Source organism: Rhizobium sp. CCGE531 (assembly GCF_003627795.1).
Lineage (GTDB): Bacteria > Pseudomonadota > Alphaproteobacteria > Rhizobiales > Rhizobiaceae > Rhizobium.
Genome location: NZ_CP032686.1, coordinates 175,541 through 190,853, shown reverse-complemented (window position 1 = coordinate 190,853; position 15,313 = coordinate 175,541). Strand labels below are relative to the sequence as shown.

The following is a 15,313-nucleotide window of genomic DNA, read 5'->3' as shown; positions in this document are numbered from 1 at the left end:
AACCTTAGGAACTGACGTAAAGCTGAAAATCCCGCCTTCTGTTACAGGCTCAGGGATGCGCAGATGGCGCGGTCACCGACCGACACCGTCGTCGGCCGGCGCCTGGCGATCAAAAAAAGATTTTCGGGAACCTTTTGACGGAAACCGCATCCAATGGCTGTTTCGGATGCCGGAGGCGTCCGGAATTTTCTCTGGAGAATAGGAGACCGATATGTTCAAGGGACTTCTCACGGCAACGGCGATGGCGCTGTCGCTTGCGACTGCATCATACGCCGCCGACAAGCCGACCGATCCGCAGATCGCCCATATCGCCTATACGGCCGGCGAGATCGACATTGCCGCGGCCAAGCAGGCTTTGAAAATGAGCAAGAACGCAGAGGTTCGAGACTTCGCCAAGACCATGCAGCGCGACCACACGGCCGTGAACGAACAGGCGCTCGCCCTGCTCAAGAAGCTGAAGGTCAAGCCCGAAGACAACGACACCAGCAAGTCGCTGACCTCTGCCGCCAAGGCAGAATTGGCAAAGCTCGCCAAGCTTCATGGCGCAGCCTTCGACAAGGCCTATGCCGATAACGAAGTGGCATATCATAAGCAGGTGAATGGTGCGCTTGAGACGCTACTGATTCCATCGGCTCAGAATGCCGAACTGAAATCGCTGCTGCAGACGGGCCTGGCGCTCTTCAAGGAGCACCAGATGCACGCCGAGCACCTTGCATCGATGATTAAGTAGGCCCGCCATGCGCGCCCTCTTCCGCATTCTTGCGGCACTGGCATTTGCCTGGTTCGCGATTGGAGGTCCCGCGAGCGCGGCGGCTGCCAATCGCGAAATCATCATCGCCAAGATGCAATTCGGCGCGGTGCCGACATTGCACGCCGGCGACGTGATCACTTGGCGCAATGATGATATATTCCACCATACAGCGACTGCACGCGACAAGAGTTTCGATGTCGATCTTCCGCCGAAATCGGAGCGAAACATCACGGTCAAACAGGCGGGAAAAGTGGATTTCTATTGCCGCTTTCACCCGGTGATGACCGGTACGCTTGATATCGAGCCATAGGCTGGGCAACGGCCGCACAGGTAGGTTGGAGCGATCATGGTTGGCATTCCCATCCCGGCGTCACGGCGCAGCGCGGACATGACGTCGCTATCCGACGCCGACCTGGTCGTTCACGCCAGGACGGGCGACGAAATGGCCATACGCACCCTGGTGCAGCGGCATAATCGTCGCCTGTTTCGGTCGGCCCGCGCCATCGTCCGCAACGACGCGGAGGCGGAGGACGTGGTCCAGGCGACTTATGTGCATGCCTTCATCCATCTCGTCTCATTCCGCGGCGAGGCGCAGCTTTCAACCTGGCTCACACGGATCGCGCTCAACGAGGCGCTCGGACGCGTCCGGCGCCGCCAGCCAAGCGTCGGACTGGAGGAAGTCGACATGACGGCAGGATCAGGACGCGGCGCGGTGCTGCAATTTCCCACCTCGCTCGCGGCCGCAGACCCCGAAACCGAGTTTTCCCGCAGCGAGACTCGCCGTTTCCTCGAACACGCAATCGACGGGCTACCCGATGAATTCCGCGCGATCTTCGTGCTGCGGGACGTCGAGGGGATGAGCACCGAGGAGGCCGCGTCGCATCTCGGCATCAAACCGGGAACCGCCAAGACGAGGCTGCATCGCGCCCGTAAAATGATGCGGGTTGCCATCGAAAAAAAATTGGCGGGAACATTCTCTTTGCTCTTCCCGTTCGACGGCGCGCGATGCGCCGCAATGGCCGACCGCGTCATCGCGCAATTGTCCAATTGCAAGGAGCTGGACAAGGCCCATTGGCTGAACATCGAGCCTGGGATTTGACTTGAAAGCCGGCAACATCGAAGAATGGGTCTTATCGACTATTTCAAAGCTCTCAGACTTTCATTAGACGGCTTTCAAATCAGACCAATTTGGAAACAAGGGGCATTTGCGGATGCAAGCGCGGCAGCATGAGGTTCGAGAACGCATGACGATCCTGGGCGACGTCAGCGCGACCTCATTCGTCCCGTGGATTCAGCGCCACGCCAATAAGCTCGGACTTTCCCAAACATTCTTTCATTCTGGCGCTGACAGGATCGAGCTTGAGGTCGCCGGCCCCGTTGAATTGATCGACATGCTGGAAATGGGCTGCTCGCTCGGTCCGATCGATGTCTGGGTGGAGGAGATCCAGCGCAGGGTCATGGATGGCCAAGAATCAGCGAATCTTAGGAATTCCTGATCTACTGCCTTTTATTTAATCAATGTTGCCAATGCGAATTATTTATGCAAGCTTTTAAAGGCTGAGGGGATGCGGGGATCGGCGCCTGCCTATGGCCAGCGGTGCTAAACCGTTGGTGAAATTAAGAGAGTTAAGGCTATGCCATTTGATGGGGCCGGGTCCTGGGCGCCAGTCGCGCTTTCCTCTGATCTACCACCAGGAACCGTCATACCGGCCTGGACGCCGGCCGGCTCAATTGCCCTGTGGCGCAGTCAGTCAGGCCGCGCAACCGCATCTTCGGATCGCTGTCCGCATCGCGGAATGCGCTTGTCGCATGGTTTCGTCCGTGGCGAGGCGCTGTCCTGCATCTATCACGGATGGAGCTATTCCCCATCGGGCGGATGCATCCGCATTCCGGCGCATCCCAATCTGGTCCCTCCCGAAACCATTCGTGTCGCTATCCAGCGGGTCGAAGAATCGAGCGGCATTTTATGGGTAGCTGCCGGACAACCGGAAACGCAACCTCCGCAGCTCGAGGAACTGATACCGCTACGCTCGTTAACCGTGGAAGCGGACATTGCGGCAATCGAGGACGCGGCAGGAGCAAAGATCGATACGAACGGGCTGATACATCTACCTGAACTCCCGTGGATCGGGCTGCTGCTGGCACCCCAGGACAAGCGTACGCTCGTTCATCTCATGATCGAACCGGACCGTAGCCCGGCAGACCGCCTGACGGCTTCCCGCATTGCCGAATCCCTCCGCCGCCGGGCGGAAGAGCACCAAAGGGAGAGTGCAGAATGAAAGGCGGCGCGATGATCGACGAATGGTATCCGGTCGGCCTCTTCAGCCAGCTCAGCGAAAAGGGAAGCAAGACCCGTCTGATGGGCGAGGCGATCGAAGTCGCGCGCGATCGCGAGGGGAATGCGCGGGTGGTGACGGACAATGGACGACCCCTTCCGGTCCGCGTCCGGTATGGCCATGTCTGGTCTTCCCTCGGAAAACCGGACAAGGAGCTTTTCGCCATTCCGGAGGCCGATCAGCCAGGCCGTCGTTTCGTCGATGTCGGCGTCGTCCGCGTACGCTGCTCGCCGCTTCGCGCCGTCGAGAACTTTCTCGACATCGCGCATTTTCCCTTCGTCCACACCGACATCCTCGGCGCGGAACCGAATACGGAGGTCGAAAATTACAAGGTCGAGATCCGCGAGAACGAGGATGAAGTCTGGGCAACGCAAGTCAAATTCTACCAGCCGCAGGCTGCGAAATCGGCGGCCGGCGGCATTACGACCGAATACATGTACCGCGTGCCGGCACCGACCTGTTCGGTGCTCTATAAGACCTGTCCTCCGCGACCAAGCGAATGGGACGTTATTACCTTGTTCGTTCAGCCTCTTGCCGAGGACCTTTGTGACGTATGGCCGTGGATGGCTCTCTTCGACGACGATACGCCGATGACCGATCTCATCCATTTTCAGCAGATGATTTTCCTGCAGGATCGCTCGATCCTCGAAAACCAGATCCCTACGCTTCTTCCGCTTGATCCCGGCATGGAAATTCCGACAAGGGCCGACCTTACCTCGGTCGCCTACCGGCGATGGCTCAAGCGCCACAACTATACCTACGGCGCACAGTTGGTCGCACAATGAAACTCTATGACTATATTTTATCGCCGAGCTGCTACAAGGTACGGCTGATGGCCGCAATCCTGGGCATCAAGCTCGAAATCCGGTCAGTCGATTTTCATCCCGGCGCGGAGCATCGCGGCCCGGAGCTTCTGGCGCTCAATCCGGCGGGATCTATCCCGATCCTCGAGGACGATGATCTCGTCCTCACCGAATCCTCGGCAATGCTTGCCTATCTCGCCGCCAATGGTGCGCCGGAATGGCTGGGACAGGGTTCGCCGCGGGAGACGGCGCGCGTGCAGCAATGGCTCTCCTTTTCGCATCGCCTGACGGCGAACCTTGGCGGCGCGCGGCTCCACGAGATGCTCCTGCGACCGGGAGATATCAAGGCATTGCAGGCTCAGGGGATTGCGGCCCTACGCGAGCTGGAAGCAGGCCTCTTCGAACAGGGCGAGCGCGGCATGCAGTTCCTTGCGGCAAGCCAGCCGACGATCGCGGACATTGCCTGCTTCCCCTATGTGGCGCTTGCACCCGACGGCGGCATCTCGCTCGATCCCTATCCCTTGATCCGGCTCTGGATGCGCGCCATCCGCAGCCTGAACGGTTTCATCGAAATGCCCGGCATTCACCGCCTGCACGAGCTGAAACCCGATCCGCATCCGGCAGGGGAGAAATGATGGAATGACGGGTTATCTCCTGAAAAACTGCGCGGCTGTCATCGTCGATGGGGGCAATGGGCCGCGCGTGCGCCGCAACGTCGACCTGCTCACCAAGGGTCCGGCGATCCAGGCGATCGGCGAGAACCTCCCGCAGAACGCATTGCCTGAGGGCACCATTGTCCAGGACGCTTCCGGCTGGTTCGTCTATCCGGGGCTCGTCAACACCCATCACCACTTCTTTCAGTGCTTCGTGCGCAATCGCGCCGATCTCGACTGGACGAAGCTTTCCGTCATCGAATGGCTCGACCGGATCTATCCGATCTTCTCGCGACTGACGGAGGACTGCTTCTATCATTCCTCGGTCACCGCAATGGCCGAGATGATCAAGCATGGATGCACCACGGCATTCGACCATCAATATTGCTTTCCCCGCCCTGCGGGAAAGCGCCTGATCGATCGCCAGTTCGAGGCGGCCGACCTTCTTGGCATGCGCTTTCACGCCGGCCGCGGCGGCAATACCCTGCCGAAATCCGAGGGGTCGACGATCCCTGATGCCATGCTCGAAACCACGGATGAATTCATCGCCGATTGCGCGCGGCTGATCGACAGCTATCACGATGCCGACCCCTTCAGCATGCGCCAGGTGGTGGTCGCCCCCTGCCAGCCCGTCAATTGCTATCGCGAAACCTTCGTCGAGTCGGTCGCGCTGGCGCGGGATCGCAGCGTGCAGCTGCACACGCATGTCGGCGAAGGTGAAAGCCCCGTCATCGAGGCGCGGCACGGAATGCGCACGGTCGACTATTGCGCCGAATTGGGTTTTGCAGGCCCCGACACGTTCTATGCCCATTGCTGGGAACTGACGCATGACGAGTTGCGCAAGATGGCGGCGAACGGCACGGGCGTCTCCCATTGCCCCGAGCCGGTTTACCTGGTCGGCGCCGAAGTAACCGACATTCCGGCGATGCAGGCCTTCGGACTGCGTATCGGCCTTGGCTGTGACGGAGCCGCATCGAACGACAACTCGAATCTCATGCATTGCATCCATTCCGCCTACATGCTGCAGTGCCTGACCGCCTCAACGCGTCAGCACGCCGTTCCCGCCCCGATTGACTTTCTCCAGTACGCGACAAGCGGGGGCGCGAGCCTGCTGGGGCGCACGGATATCGGGCGCCTTGCCCCGGGGATGGCTGCCGACCTCTTCGCAATCGATACGCGGCGGATGGACTATGTCGGGACGCGGCATGACCCGCTGAGCCTGATTGCCAAGGTCGGGATCGGCATGCCGACGGATATGACCATGATCAATGGACGCATCGTCTGGCAAGGCGGTGAATTCACCGGACTGGACGAGGCCGCGCTGTTTGCGGCGGCCGAGGCGACGCTTGCAACAGTAGAATTCTGAAAAACCAAAAAGGGGAACTGGGATGCAGAACAATCTGACCCGCAGAACATTGATGAAGAGCGCGGCTGTCGCAGGCCTCGCGACGGCCTTTGCCGGCCGTGCCGCCTTTGCCGCAAACGAACCGCTCGGCATCACGCTCGTCGTGCCCTCGCCGATCGGCGATGTCGGCTGGGGGCATGCGCTCGCTGCCGGCCTTGATCCGATCAAGGCCGCCTATGGCGACAAGGTCAAGGTAACGGTGATCGAGAACATCGCCGAAGGTCCGGATGCCGACCGCATCATGAACAAGACGGTCGCCGACGGAAACCATTTCCTGATCGCCGGCTCATTCGGCTATCAGAACGGCGCGCTTCAGATCGCCCGCCGCAACCCCAAGGTCACCGTCCTGCATGCCTCCGGCTTCCAGGTCGCGCCGAATTTCTCGCCCTTTGCCGCCAAGTATTTTCAGGGGACCTACCTGCTCGGCATGGCGGCGGCCGCAGTCTCCAAGACGGGCAAGCTCGGTTCGGTCTCCGCCTTTGCCATTCCCGAACTGATCACCTCCATCAACGCCTTCACGCTCGGAGCCCAGGCCGTGAGGCCCGACATCGAGGTATCGGTCGTCTGGGTCAATTCCTGGTTCGATCCGGCCAAGGAGCAGGAGGCAGCCAAGGCATTGATCTCGCAGGGTTGCGACGTGATCTTTTCGAACGCCCAGGATACGCCCTCGGTCATTTCCGCCTGCGAGGCAGCCGGCGTTTATGCCTTCAACCTGAATTCCTCGATGAAGAAATATGCGCCGAAGACCTATCTCGGCTGCATCTCCACCGATTGGTCGCCCTTCTTCAAGGCATCGGTCGACGCCCATCTCGCCAGCACCTTCAAAGGCGCCAACGCCTTCCTCGGCGTCGCCGACAAGGTCGTCGAAGTCGTCGACTGGAGCCCGGCGATCCCGGCCGACACCATGGCGAAGATCAAGCAAGTCGAAGCGAGGATCGCAAGCGGCGGCTTTTCGCCGTTCACCGGCCCGATCACCAAGGCCGATGGCAGCGAAGGCGCGGCGACCGGCGCGACATTGGCGGATGCCCAGATCGTCGCGATGGACTGGCATGTCAAAGGTGTGAAGACGCCTTTGCCGAAGTAAGTCCATCATGACCATCCCGCTGCTGTCGCTGCGCGGCATCTCCAAAAGCTACGGCCAGGTCCATGCCAACCAGCATATCGATCTGGACGTAGCTCCCGGCTCGATCCATGCCATCCTCGGAGAAAACGGAGCCGGCAAATCGACCCTGATGAAGCTGATCTACGGCGTCGAACAACCGGACGACGGGACCGTCGCCTGGCATGGACAACCCCTCAGCCTCGCCTCTCCGGCCGAGGCGAGGCGTACCGGCATCGGGATGGTCTTTCAGCACTTCTCGCTGTTCGAGAGCCTGACGGTGGTCGAAAACATTCGCCTCATCGTATCAGGCCGAAGGGCCGAACTTGCGCAGCGCATCCGCAAGTTGGGTGATGAGTTCGGACTTGAAGTCGATCCGCTGGCGCATGTGCATGAACTGTCTGTCGGCGAGCGGCAGCGGGTGGAGATCATCCGGTGCTTGATGACCGATCCGAAACTGCTGATCCTCGACGAGCCGACATCGGTCCTGCCGCCGCAGGCCGTCGAAAAGCTGTTCGACACGCTGCGCCGGCTGCGCGACGGCGGCGTGTCGATCCTCTTCATCTCGCACAAGCTGGAGGAGATCCAGTCATTGTGCGACCGTGCGACCATCCTGCGCGGCGGACGCGTGACCGGACATGTGGATCCGCGCCAGCATGACGCCCATGATCTCGCCCGCATGATGATCGGCCGCGACATGCCGGAGCCGATACCCGCATTGCCTTTGGCCGAGGGCGAAAAGCGCCTGGAGATCATTGGTCTCGATTACCGGCCGGACGATCCTTTCGCAGCGCCGCTCTCAACCATCAGCCTGAGCGTGCGCAGCGGCGAGATTCTCGGTATTGCCGGTATTTCCGGGAATGGACAAAAGGAACTTGCCGCGCTGATTTCAGGGGAAACGACCCTGCCCCGGGACAAGCGCGACCAGATCTTCATGATGGGGCGGGATGTGGGCAGCCTCGATGCTGCCAGCCGCCGAAAGCTGGGCTTTGCCTTCGTCCCGGAAGACCGGCTCGGCCACGGCGCAGTCCCTGAAATGTCATTGACGCTCAATGGCCTGCTGACGGCGCATCCCTTGAAGCTTGTGCGACATGGTCTCCTCGACAGCGCCGAGGCCACCGCCTTCGCAACTGAGTGCATCCGGGACTATGACGTGCGCACGCGCGGCCCGGATGCGGAAGCCGGCTCGCTTTCCGGGGGAAACCTGCAGAAGTTCATCGTCGGACGCGAAATCATGCTGGCGCCGAAACTGCTCTTTCTTGCCCAGCCAACCTGGGGCGTCGATGTCGGCGCGGCGTCGGCCATTCGCAAGCGGCTGATCGAGCTGCGCAATCAAGGCATGGCCATTCTCATCATATCGGAAGAGCTCGAGGAATTGTTCGAGCTCAGCGATTTCATCCAGGTTCTGTACCACGGCACGCTGAGCCCGCCGCTCGTCACACGCGACACCCAACCGGAAGAGATCGGTCGATACATGATTGGCGCACAGCCCCAACGGGAGAAGCTATCCGCATGAGCAGCCCCTTCTCCGCCGCCCTGCCCACCCTGGTCCGCCGGGAACGAGCCTCGTTCACCGCGAAGCTGCTCGCGCCGCCGATCGCCCTCGTTGTCACCATCGCTCTCAATCTGAGCCTCTATGTCGCCATGGGCAGGGATCCGGCAGCGGTGATCTATGCCATGCTGATCGAGCCGTTCTTCTCCTGGGCCTCTTTCTCAGAAGTGTTGCTGAAGACCGGCCCCCTGCTTCTGATCGCACAGGGCCTGGCGATCGGCTTTCGGGCGAAGGTCTTCAACATCGGGGCCGAGGGCCAATTCATTCTCGGTGCGATCTTCGCCTCTGCCATACCCATCTGGATGCCGCAGGCGACGGGCCAATGGATCTGGCCGACGATGCTCCTCCTCGGCACCATTGGCGGCGCGCTATGGGCGTCTCTGACCGCGTTTTGGCGCGTCAGGCTCAATGCCAATGAAATCCTTGTCTCGCTGATGCTGAGCTTCGTCGCCGCGCAATTGCTCAATTATCTGCTTCTCGGCCCGTGGAAAGATCCGAACGGCTTCAATTTCCCGCAGTCGGTCATGTTCCAGTACGATGCCATGGTGCCAATCCTGTTCGAAGGAACGCGCGTCAATGTTTCGCTCATCCTCGCCGCCGGCCTATCGATCGCGGCATGGATCTTCATGCAGAAAAGCTTTGCCGGATACAAATTGCAGGTCGGCGGACTGGCTCCCCGGGCTGCAAGCTATGCCGGCTTCAAGGAGAGCTGGGCAATCTGGCTCTCGCTGGTCATCGGCGGCGCGGCGGCCGGCCTTGCCGGTGCCGCCGAAGTTGCCGGACCGCTTGGCCAGCTGCAGCGTTCCATTTCGACGGGATATGGCTACGCGGCCATCATCGTTGCCTATCTTGGCGGTCTCAACCCGATCGGCATCGTTATTTCTTCGATCATCATGGCGGCCCTCTATATTGGCGGCGACAATGCCATGGTCTCCGCCAATCTGCCCATCGCCGCCGTCCGCGTATTCCAGGGCAGCCTGCTCCTCATCTATCTCATCGCCATGGCTTTCGTGCGCTATCGCATCATATGGCGTCCCATTTCCGCCCGGAGTGCATCATGAGTGCTGCGGAGTTCATTCTCGCGGGCATGCTGGCAGCCGCAACGCCGTTTCTGCTGGCAGCTTTAGGTGAGCTCGTTGTGGAACGCGCCGGCGTCCTCAATCTCGGCGTCGAAGGGTTGATGGCGCTTGGCGCCGTGATCGCCTTCATTGTCGTTTATCACGGCGGCGGCCATTTCCTCGCTTTCCTTGCGGCCGGTCTCGGAAGCGCTCTCCTCTCCATGATTTTTGCCGGCATCACTCTGGGCTTCAACGCGAACCAGGTCGCAGCCGGCCTTGCGCTCGGGATTCTCGGTCAGGGCCTCTCGGCGCTGTTCGGCAAGAGCTATGAAAGCCTGACCGTCACCACGCTGCCGAAGATCGCGATCCCCGGGCTTTCAGACATTCCCGTCATTGGGGGCCTTTTCAATCAGGATATCGTCGTCTGGATCTCCCTTGCCGTGACCTTTGGCATATGGGCGCTGTTTGCCTACGGCAAGATCGGCCTCATCCTTCGCGCCGTCGGCGAAAATCCGAAAGCCGCCCATGCCATCGGCTATCCCATCATCGCGATCCGTTTCGCCGCGGTTGCATTCGGCGGCATGATGGCAGGCTTTGCCGGCGCCTACGCCGCAACGATCTACACACCACTCTGGGCCGACGGCATGATCGCCGGCCGTGGCTGGATTGCCATTGCTCTCGTTGTCTTTGGAACCTGGCTGACATCGAGGATTTTCCTAGGTGCCTGCCTTTTTGGCGCGGTATCGCTGATGGGGCTTGCCGCCCAGGCAAGCGGACTTGCCGTTTCCTCGCAACTGCTGGCATGCCTGCCCTATCTCGTGACGATCATCGTCCTCGGCATCATCTCGGCAGATCGCCGCCTGCTGAAGCTCAACGGCGTCGCCTCCCTCGGTGAGCCGTTCGAACGGTAAGCCGAAATCATCCGCCTGCCTGGTTTGTGAAATTCCAGCGTGAAACCCACCTCAACGAATGCCCTGGTCGCCCAAGCCCGGCTTACGGCCGCCGCCGCGAATGGCTGTTCTTCCACATTAAGCTGGCATGGGACGCCTACTATCGCAGGCGATAGCAATGCAACCGCCGCGCCCAGCCCTACGCCTTGAAATGCTCCGCTTTCCCGACAAGAGCCGCCAGGTCCTCGGCAAGACGCACCGGCACATCCATGCGTTCATGCAAAATGCTCATCACGCCGAGATCACCGTTATCGAGTTCCCGGAAAAAGACGTAGTGATGCTCGTAGCGGCTGAAGTAGGCCTCGCGCTTCACATCGGCAGGAACGGCAAGGCGTTGCGGGAGCTTCCTCCAAATGGCCTTTTCCTCGCATAACCGCTGCAAATGCGTATGCAATCCGGTGATATAAGTCACCGCCTGCTTCTCACCCCACCTTTCAACGGTATCCCGCCAGATTTTGTCCTGCGCAGCATCCGCGCGCGAATAGAACCGATAAGCCATGATCAGCGGCGCTTATTGCGGCTGATAACATCCTCGGCGGTGACGGTGACAAATTCGCTGTCATCCGCCCGTAGGGCAGGTGCAAGCTCTTTTTGAAGCGTATCCCATGCCTCATCACGGGTTTGCAGGTCGCGACGGATCAAGGCACGAATGTATTCGCTGGCATTCTCATAGAGGCCATCGTCGCCAATCTGCTGCTGGATATGGTCTTGCAGCGCACCGCTGACCTTCACATGAATGCTACCCGACGCCATCGGAACTATCCTTTCGTTATCCCTAATTGTGGGGTGCGTAGCATATATTGTCAATATTCATCACAACACATGTTTGGAGAGATGTGCCGCTGCCCGGGCTCCACATCAGCATGTCGTCGGCAGAGAACCATCGGTGACGGCTTGAAGCTCCTTGTCTACCGGTGATTGAATAAAGCGGAGGCAAACGAAAAAGATGGCCGAGATCGCAGCTCAGGGATGTTTCACGGCTCTGAAAATCATTCGATAATTGCATAATATAAGCAAAGGGTTGACCAAACGGAGGCACGCCCAATCCGATCCATCAGTCGGCCGACTGGCACGTCCTGTCTATGTTTTACACCGTCTTCATGCATTCCACCTTGATGTATAACCGCAACGTCATTCCGGCTGGCATGCTGGCCTATGATGCAAGCTATGTGCATGCCGAGGATTTCGATCTGTTCCGACGGATCACCCGCGAATTTCCAGCTGCCATGATCGACGACAGCCTTGTTGCCTATCGCGTTCACGACGAAAGCGTCACCAACAAGCACAAGCGGCCGATGCGGCGCACACATCTGGCGATCGCGGCGGAAAATCTCCAGCTGGAAGGTCTGATCGACGGTCCCCATGCCCTGCACGATATCGGTGCGGCGGTGACGCCGGATACGGTTTCCCGTGCCGCCGACTGTCTACTCTCCATCGAAGAAAGGATCCCGCGCGCGGCATGCGGGCTTCCGCAAGCCATCAGGAAGGGTTGATGTGCTTCTTCTATTTCCTCTACCAGCTCATCGCGGACGAGAAGCAACCCGCGTTGACGCATCAGTTCCTCACACAGACAGGCAAATGGCATACGATAAGGCGTCGCGAGCGATATGGGCTTCGCGCCGCCACCTATGCGCCCTAGTGCAGCCGCCTTTGGAGCGATGCGAGCCTGCGCCTCGACGCCCTGGCGAGATATCGGCAATCGGTGCCGGCAAGCAGCGTGCTGCCGCTGCAGGGGCTTGCCTGACATGGCCGGCGAGGGTTCTGAAATCTCGCGGGAGCATCCGCGGCAGGCCGCGAAGCACCCTCGTCCCTCCGTCGGTCGCGCCCCGGCGGCAAGTTTCATCGTCTGCACCCGCAACCGCGCCCAGGCGCTCGAAGCTTGCATTCGATCAATCGAAGCAGCCAGTCGCGCGCATGGCTCGATAACAAGCGAGCTGGTGGTGGTCGACAACGGCTCGACCGACGATGCCGCCGAGCGCTGGCCCAGATCGCCGCCACGTCGGGCATCGAGATCATACCGGTGGTGGAACGTCGCCCTGGCTTGGCCGCTGCCCGCAATGCGGGGATGGAGCGGTCTCGCGGGCGCATCCTGATCTTCATCGACGACGATTGCGAAGTGGACCTCCACCGTTCGTTGAGGTGAGATCCGCATGCTGAAACTCCTCCTGCCGGGCCTGCAACTCCTGCGACAGGCGCTTGGCCGGCAGATCCGGCTCCTGCCTGTCGTCGTCGTTCTCGGCCTGATCGGCGCCGTGCTTGAAGGCACCGGCATCGGCCTCATCATTCCTATGCTCGGCATCATCGGTGGCGAAAAGGCCCCGACGGGACTGAGCGGATTTTCCGCGCTCTTCCAGCAGGCCGGCTCAGGTCTGGACGACCGGCAACGGATGATGGCCATCGCCGCCTGCATCCTGGTGCTGATCACCCTGAAGAACATTCTCGCCTTCGCCAATACGGTTCTTACCAACTTCATACACGGCAAGGCCGGCCATGCGATCCGCAGCGCGCTCGCCGACCAGCTCCTGAAGATCGGATATCCATTCTTCCTGCAGGAAAGCCCGGGCCGGTTGCTCAACATCATCTCCAACGAATCCTGGCGGGCATCGGATGCGATACAGACGGTGCTTGCGGCGATCGTGAATGCGTCGGCGGCCATCATTCTGCTTGCCTTTCTGCTCCTGCTGTCATGGCAGATGACGCTCTGCGTCGCGCTCGGCCTTATCCTCGTCCAGGCGGCGCATGCCGGCCTCTCCGCCAGCCTGAAATGCCGAGCCGCAAAGTCGCTTCTTCCAACAATGAACTTGCCAGCCAAATGCTGCATCTCGTTCATGCCGGACGGCTGATCCGAATTTTCGGTCAGGAGGGGCGCGAAAAGGCCGTGTTCGACGGCGCATCGAATGCCGTGAGGAAGGCGGGCTTCGTTTTGCAGACCCGCCAGGGCGCGCTGCCGCCGCTGACCGAGGTGCTGCATTCGGCGCTTTTCCTGGCGGTGGTCGTCGGCGCCTGGGCCTGGGACGTCAGCTTTCCGATCATCGTCGCCTTCGTGGTCCTGCTATACCGGCTGCAGCCGCATGTGCGCGCTCTGCAGCAGGCATGGAGCCAGATGCAGGGCTGGAGCGGTTCGCTGGAAGAAGTCCGCTGGCTGCTGGATGCCTCCGACAAGCCCCAGCCGCCGGCTGGAGACCTGCCGGCCCCCGGACTGGGGCGAGAGATAAAATTCGACAGTGTGACCTTTAGATATCCAGGTTCCGCCGCACGGCCGGTGGTGCTGCGCTCCGCCAGTTTCGAAATTCGCCACGGTCGCTCCACCGCCCTCATCGGCCGATCGGGTGCGGGAAAGACGACGATCGTCAACCTGTTGTGCCGCTTTGTCGAAGCCGACGAAGGCGAAATCCTGATCGATGGATCGCCGCTCAGCCGCATCGATCCCACGCAATGGCGAAACCGGCTCGCGCTTGCCAGCCAGGACCTGGAACTGGTTGACGGCACCATTCTCGAAAACATCACCTACGGACAGCACACCTCGCCCGCCGAGGCCGAACAGGCCGCCAGGCTTGCCGAAGCGCATGAATTCATCGAAAAGCTCCCCGAGGGATATGCAACACTCGTCGGCTACAGGGGCGCCAGCCTGTCGGCCGGACAGCGGCAGCGCATAGCGCTCGCAAGGGCGCTCGTCCGCGATCCCGATATCCTCATTCTGGACGAAGCCACCAACGCCATGGATGGATTGTCGGAAGCCGCCATCGTCGAGACGCTGAAATTGCGCGCCGGCCGCCGGACAACGATCGTGATCAGTCACCATCGCAGCACGATCTCTTTCTGCGACGACGTTGTCATCCTCAGCGGCGGGCGTGTCCGCAACCAGACGGCATTTGCCGAAGTCGCATCGCTCAGCATGGACCAGCTTTATGAGCAGGAGCTGCCATAGTTTCGAGCGGATATGCGGCGCTCTTGAACCAATTTGAACACTGGACCCCGCAATTTCTCCGGATTTCAGGCTATACCCTTGCCCATGGAAGCAGAAATGAGGCGTAGATTTCATCACCAACTGGTGCTATTTGATGTGCTCCAGTAAGGGGTCCGGCTAATGCGATCTACTATCAATCTCGACGATGCACTCTTGGATAGGGCGAAATCCTTGACTGGGATCAAGGAAACTGCGGCGCTCGTTCGCCAGGCATTGGAGACGCTTGTTCGCGTAGAGTCCGGAAAACGCCTCATCGCGCTTGGAGGAACCATGCCTGAGGCAGAGGCAGCTCCGCGCCGCCGGAGCACAGCGGCTAAGTGATACTTGCAGACACCTCGATCTGGATTGATCATTTCCGATCTGCCGATACAGAGCTGCGCAGGATTATCGAGGATGATCGTCTGCTCTGCCATCCGGTTGTGATTGGCGAGCTGGCGCTTGGCAGCCTCCGCGATCGCGGTGACGTGATAGCTTTCCTATCGGCCCAGCGCGGTGCGGTCGTCGCAACGCATGACGAAGTCATGATAATGATCGATCGACATGGTATTTTCAGCATGGGCATTGGCTACACGGATGCTCACTTGCTGGCGTCTGTTCTTCTCGACCACAAAGCGTCCTTATGGACCAGAGACAAGCGCCTGCGGGCAGCGGCCGACAAGGCAGGAGCCTCACTGCATATACCGGTCAACGCGCCTCATCACTAAGGCTGATGCCATAGGTCTAATCCTTCAGATAGGTT

At 60.3% G+C, this 15,313-nt stretch carries 16 protein-coding genes and 3 pseudogenes; 17 read left to right on the top strand and 2 right to left on the bottom strand.

The annotated features are described in order from the left end of the window. Nucleotides 1-211: 211 nt before the first annotated feature. The 12 genes from CCGE531_RS27170 to CCGE531_RS27115 all read left to right on the top strand — a co-directional run bounded on the left by CCGE531_RS27170 (nucleotide 212) and on the right by CCGE531_RS27115 (nucleotide 10,568). On the top strand, nucleotides 212-730 hold the full coding sequence (locus CCGE531_RS27170) for a DUF4142 domain-containing protein (protein WP_120669714.1): 519 nt from the start codon (nucleotides 212-214) through the stop codon (nucleotides 728-730). Nucleotides 731-737: 7 nt separating this feature from the next. Next, nucleotides 738-1,061: a cupredoxin domain-containing protein gene (locus CCGE531_RS27165; RefSeq protein ID WP_120669712.1), complete on the top strand. Its 324-nt coding sequence runs from the start codon at nucleotides 738-740 to the stop codon at nucleotides 1,059-1,061. A gap of 36 nt (nucleotides 1,062-1,097) precedes the next feature. Then, nucleotides 1,098-1,850, top strand: a complete 753-nt coding sequence (locus CCGE531_RS27160; RefSeq protein WP_120669711.1) for an RNA polymerase sigma factor — start codon at nucleotides 1,098-1,100, stop codon at nucleotides 1,848-1,850. Between the two features lie 145 nt (nucleotides 1,851-1,995). Continuing rightward, nucleotides 1,996-2,247 (top strand): acylphosphatase, encoded by a 252-nt coding sequence (locus tag CCGE531_RS27155; RefSeq protein ID WP_245459463.1) that lies wholly within the window; start codon nucleotides 1,996-1,998, stop codon nucleotides 2,245-2,247. A gap of 138 nt (nucleotides 2,248-2,385) precedes the next feature. Beyond that, nucleotides 2,386-3,030: a Rieske 2Fe-2S domain-containing protein gene (locus CCGE531_RS27150; RefSeq protein ID WP_120669707.1), complete on the top strand. Its 645-nt coding sequence runs from the start codon at nucleotides 2,386-2,388 to the stop codon at nucleotides 3,028-3,030. After that, nucleotides 3,027-3,872, top strand: coding sequence for an aromatic ring-hydroxylating dioxygenase subunit alpha (locus CCGE531_RS27145; protein ID WP_120669705.1), 846 nt, complete (start codon nucleotides 3,027-3,029; stop codon nucleotides 3,870-3,872). Before CCGE531_RS27150 ends, CCGE531_RS27145 begins: the two co-directional genes overlap by 4 nt. After that, nucleotides 3,869-4,525, top strand: a complete 657-nt coding sequence (locus CCGE531_RS27140; protein ID WP_120669703.1) for a glutathione S-transferase family protein — start codon at nucleotides 3,869-3,871, stop codon at nucleotides 4,523-4,525. Before CCGE531_RS27145 ends, CCGE531_RS27140 begins: the two co-directional genes overlap by 4 nt. A gap of 4 nt (nucleotides 4,526-4,529) precedes the next feature. Beyond that, on the top strand, nucleotides 4,530-5,909 hold the full coding sequence (locus CCGE531_RS27135; protein ID WP_120669701.1) for an amidohydrolase: 1,380 nt from the start codon (nucleotides 4,530-4,532) through the stop codon (nucleotides 5,907-5,909). 22 nt (nucleotides 5,910-5,931) lie between these two features. Beyond that, nucleotides 5,932-7,032: a BMP family ABC transporter substrate-binding protein gene (locus CCGE531_RS27130; RefSeq protein ID WP_120669699.1), complete on the top strand. Its 1,101-nt coding sequence runs from the start codon at nucleotides 5,932-5,934 to the stop codon at nucleotides 7,030-7,032. A 7-nt stretch (nucleotides 7,033-7,039) separates the two neighbouring features. Next, a complete protein-coding gene (locus tag CCGE531_RS27125) occupies nucleotides 7,040-8,563 on the top strand; it encodes an ABC transporter ATP-binding protein (protein WP_120669696.1) in 1,524 nt (507 codons plus the stop codon). Continuing rightward, entirely contained in the window at nucleotides 8,560-9,660 is a 1,101-nt protein-coding gene (locus CCGE531_RS27120; RefSeq protein ID WP_120669694.1) for an ABC transporter permease, read from the top strand. Before CCGE531_RS27125 ends, CCGE531_RS27120 begins: the two co-directional genes overlap by 4 nt. After that, nucleotides 9,657-10,568 (top strand): ABC transporter permease, encoded by a 912-nt coding sequence (locus tag CCGE531_RS27115; protein ID WP_120669692.1) that lies wholly within the window; start codon nucleotides 9,657-9,659, stop codon nucleotides 10,566-10,568. The genes CCGE531_RS27120 and CCGE531_RS27115 overlap by 4 nt, the downstream gene beginning before the upstream one ends. Nucleotides 10,569-10,746: 178 nt before the next feature. On the opposite strand, the gene CCGE531_RS27110 is transcribed toward CCGE531_RS27115, so the two are convergent. Further along, nucleotides 10,747-11,109, bottom strand: coding sequence for a type II toxin-antitoxin system RelE/ParE family toxin (locus tag CCGE531_RS27110; RefSeq protein ID WP_120669690.1), 363 nt, complete (start codon nucleotides 11,107-11,109; stop codon nucleotides 10,747-10,749). After that, entirely contained in the window at nucleotides 11,109-11,360 is a 252-nt protein-coding gene (locus tag CCGE531_RS27105; RefSeq protein WP_120669689.1) for a transcriptional regulator, read from the bottom strand. Before CCGE531_RS27105 ends, CCGE531_RS27110 begins: the two co-directional genes overlap by 1 nt. Before the next feature lie 281 nt (nucleotides 11,361-11,641). On the opposite strand from CCGE531_RS27105, the pseudogene CCGE531_RS27100 reads away from it, so the two are divergent. From CCGE531_RS27100 to CCGE531_RS27080, 5 genes and pseudogenes are all read left to right on the top strand, one after another. Beyond that, nucleotides 11,642-12,351, top strand: a pseudogene (locus tag CCGE531_RS27100) (glycosyltransferase family 2 protein); the annotation flags it as partial. A gap of 1 nt (nucleotide 12,352) precedes the next feature. Further along, nucleotides 12,353-12,729 (top strand): annotated as a pseudogene (locus tag CCGE531_RS27095) (glycosyltransferase family A protein); the annotation flags it as partial. Nucleotides 12,730-12,757: 28 nt separating this feature from the next. After that, a pseudogene (locus CCGE531_RS27090) lies at nucleotides 12,758-14,535 on the top strand (ABC transporter ATP-binding protein). Between the two features lie 159 nt (nucleotides 14,536-14,694). Further along, a complete protein-coding gene (locus CCGE531_RS27085) occupies nucleotides 14,695-14,895 on the top strand; it encodes a type II toxin-antitoxin system VapB family antitoxin (protein WP_120669687.1) in 201 nt (66 codons plus the stop codon). Beyond that, the gene (locus CCGE531_RS27080; RefSeq protein WP_120669685.1) at nucleotides 14,892-15,278 is read left to right on the top strand and encodes a type II toxin-antitoxin system VapC family toxin; all 387 of its coding nucleotides are present in this window, start codon (nucleotides 14,892-14,894) and stop codon (nucleotides 15,276-15,278) included. The genes CCGE531_RS27085 and CCGE531_RS27080 overlap by 4 nt, the downstream gene beginning before the upstream one ends. Nucleotides 15,279-15,313 lie beyond the last annotated feature (35 nt).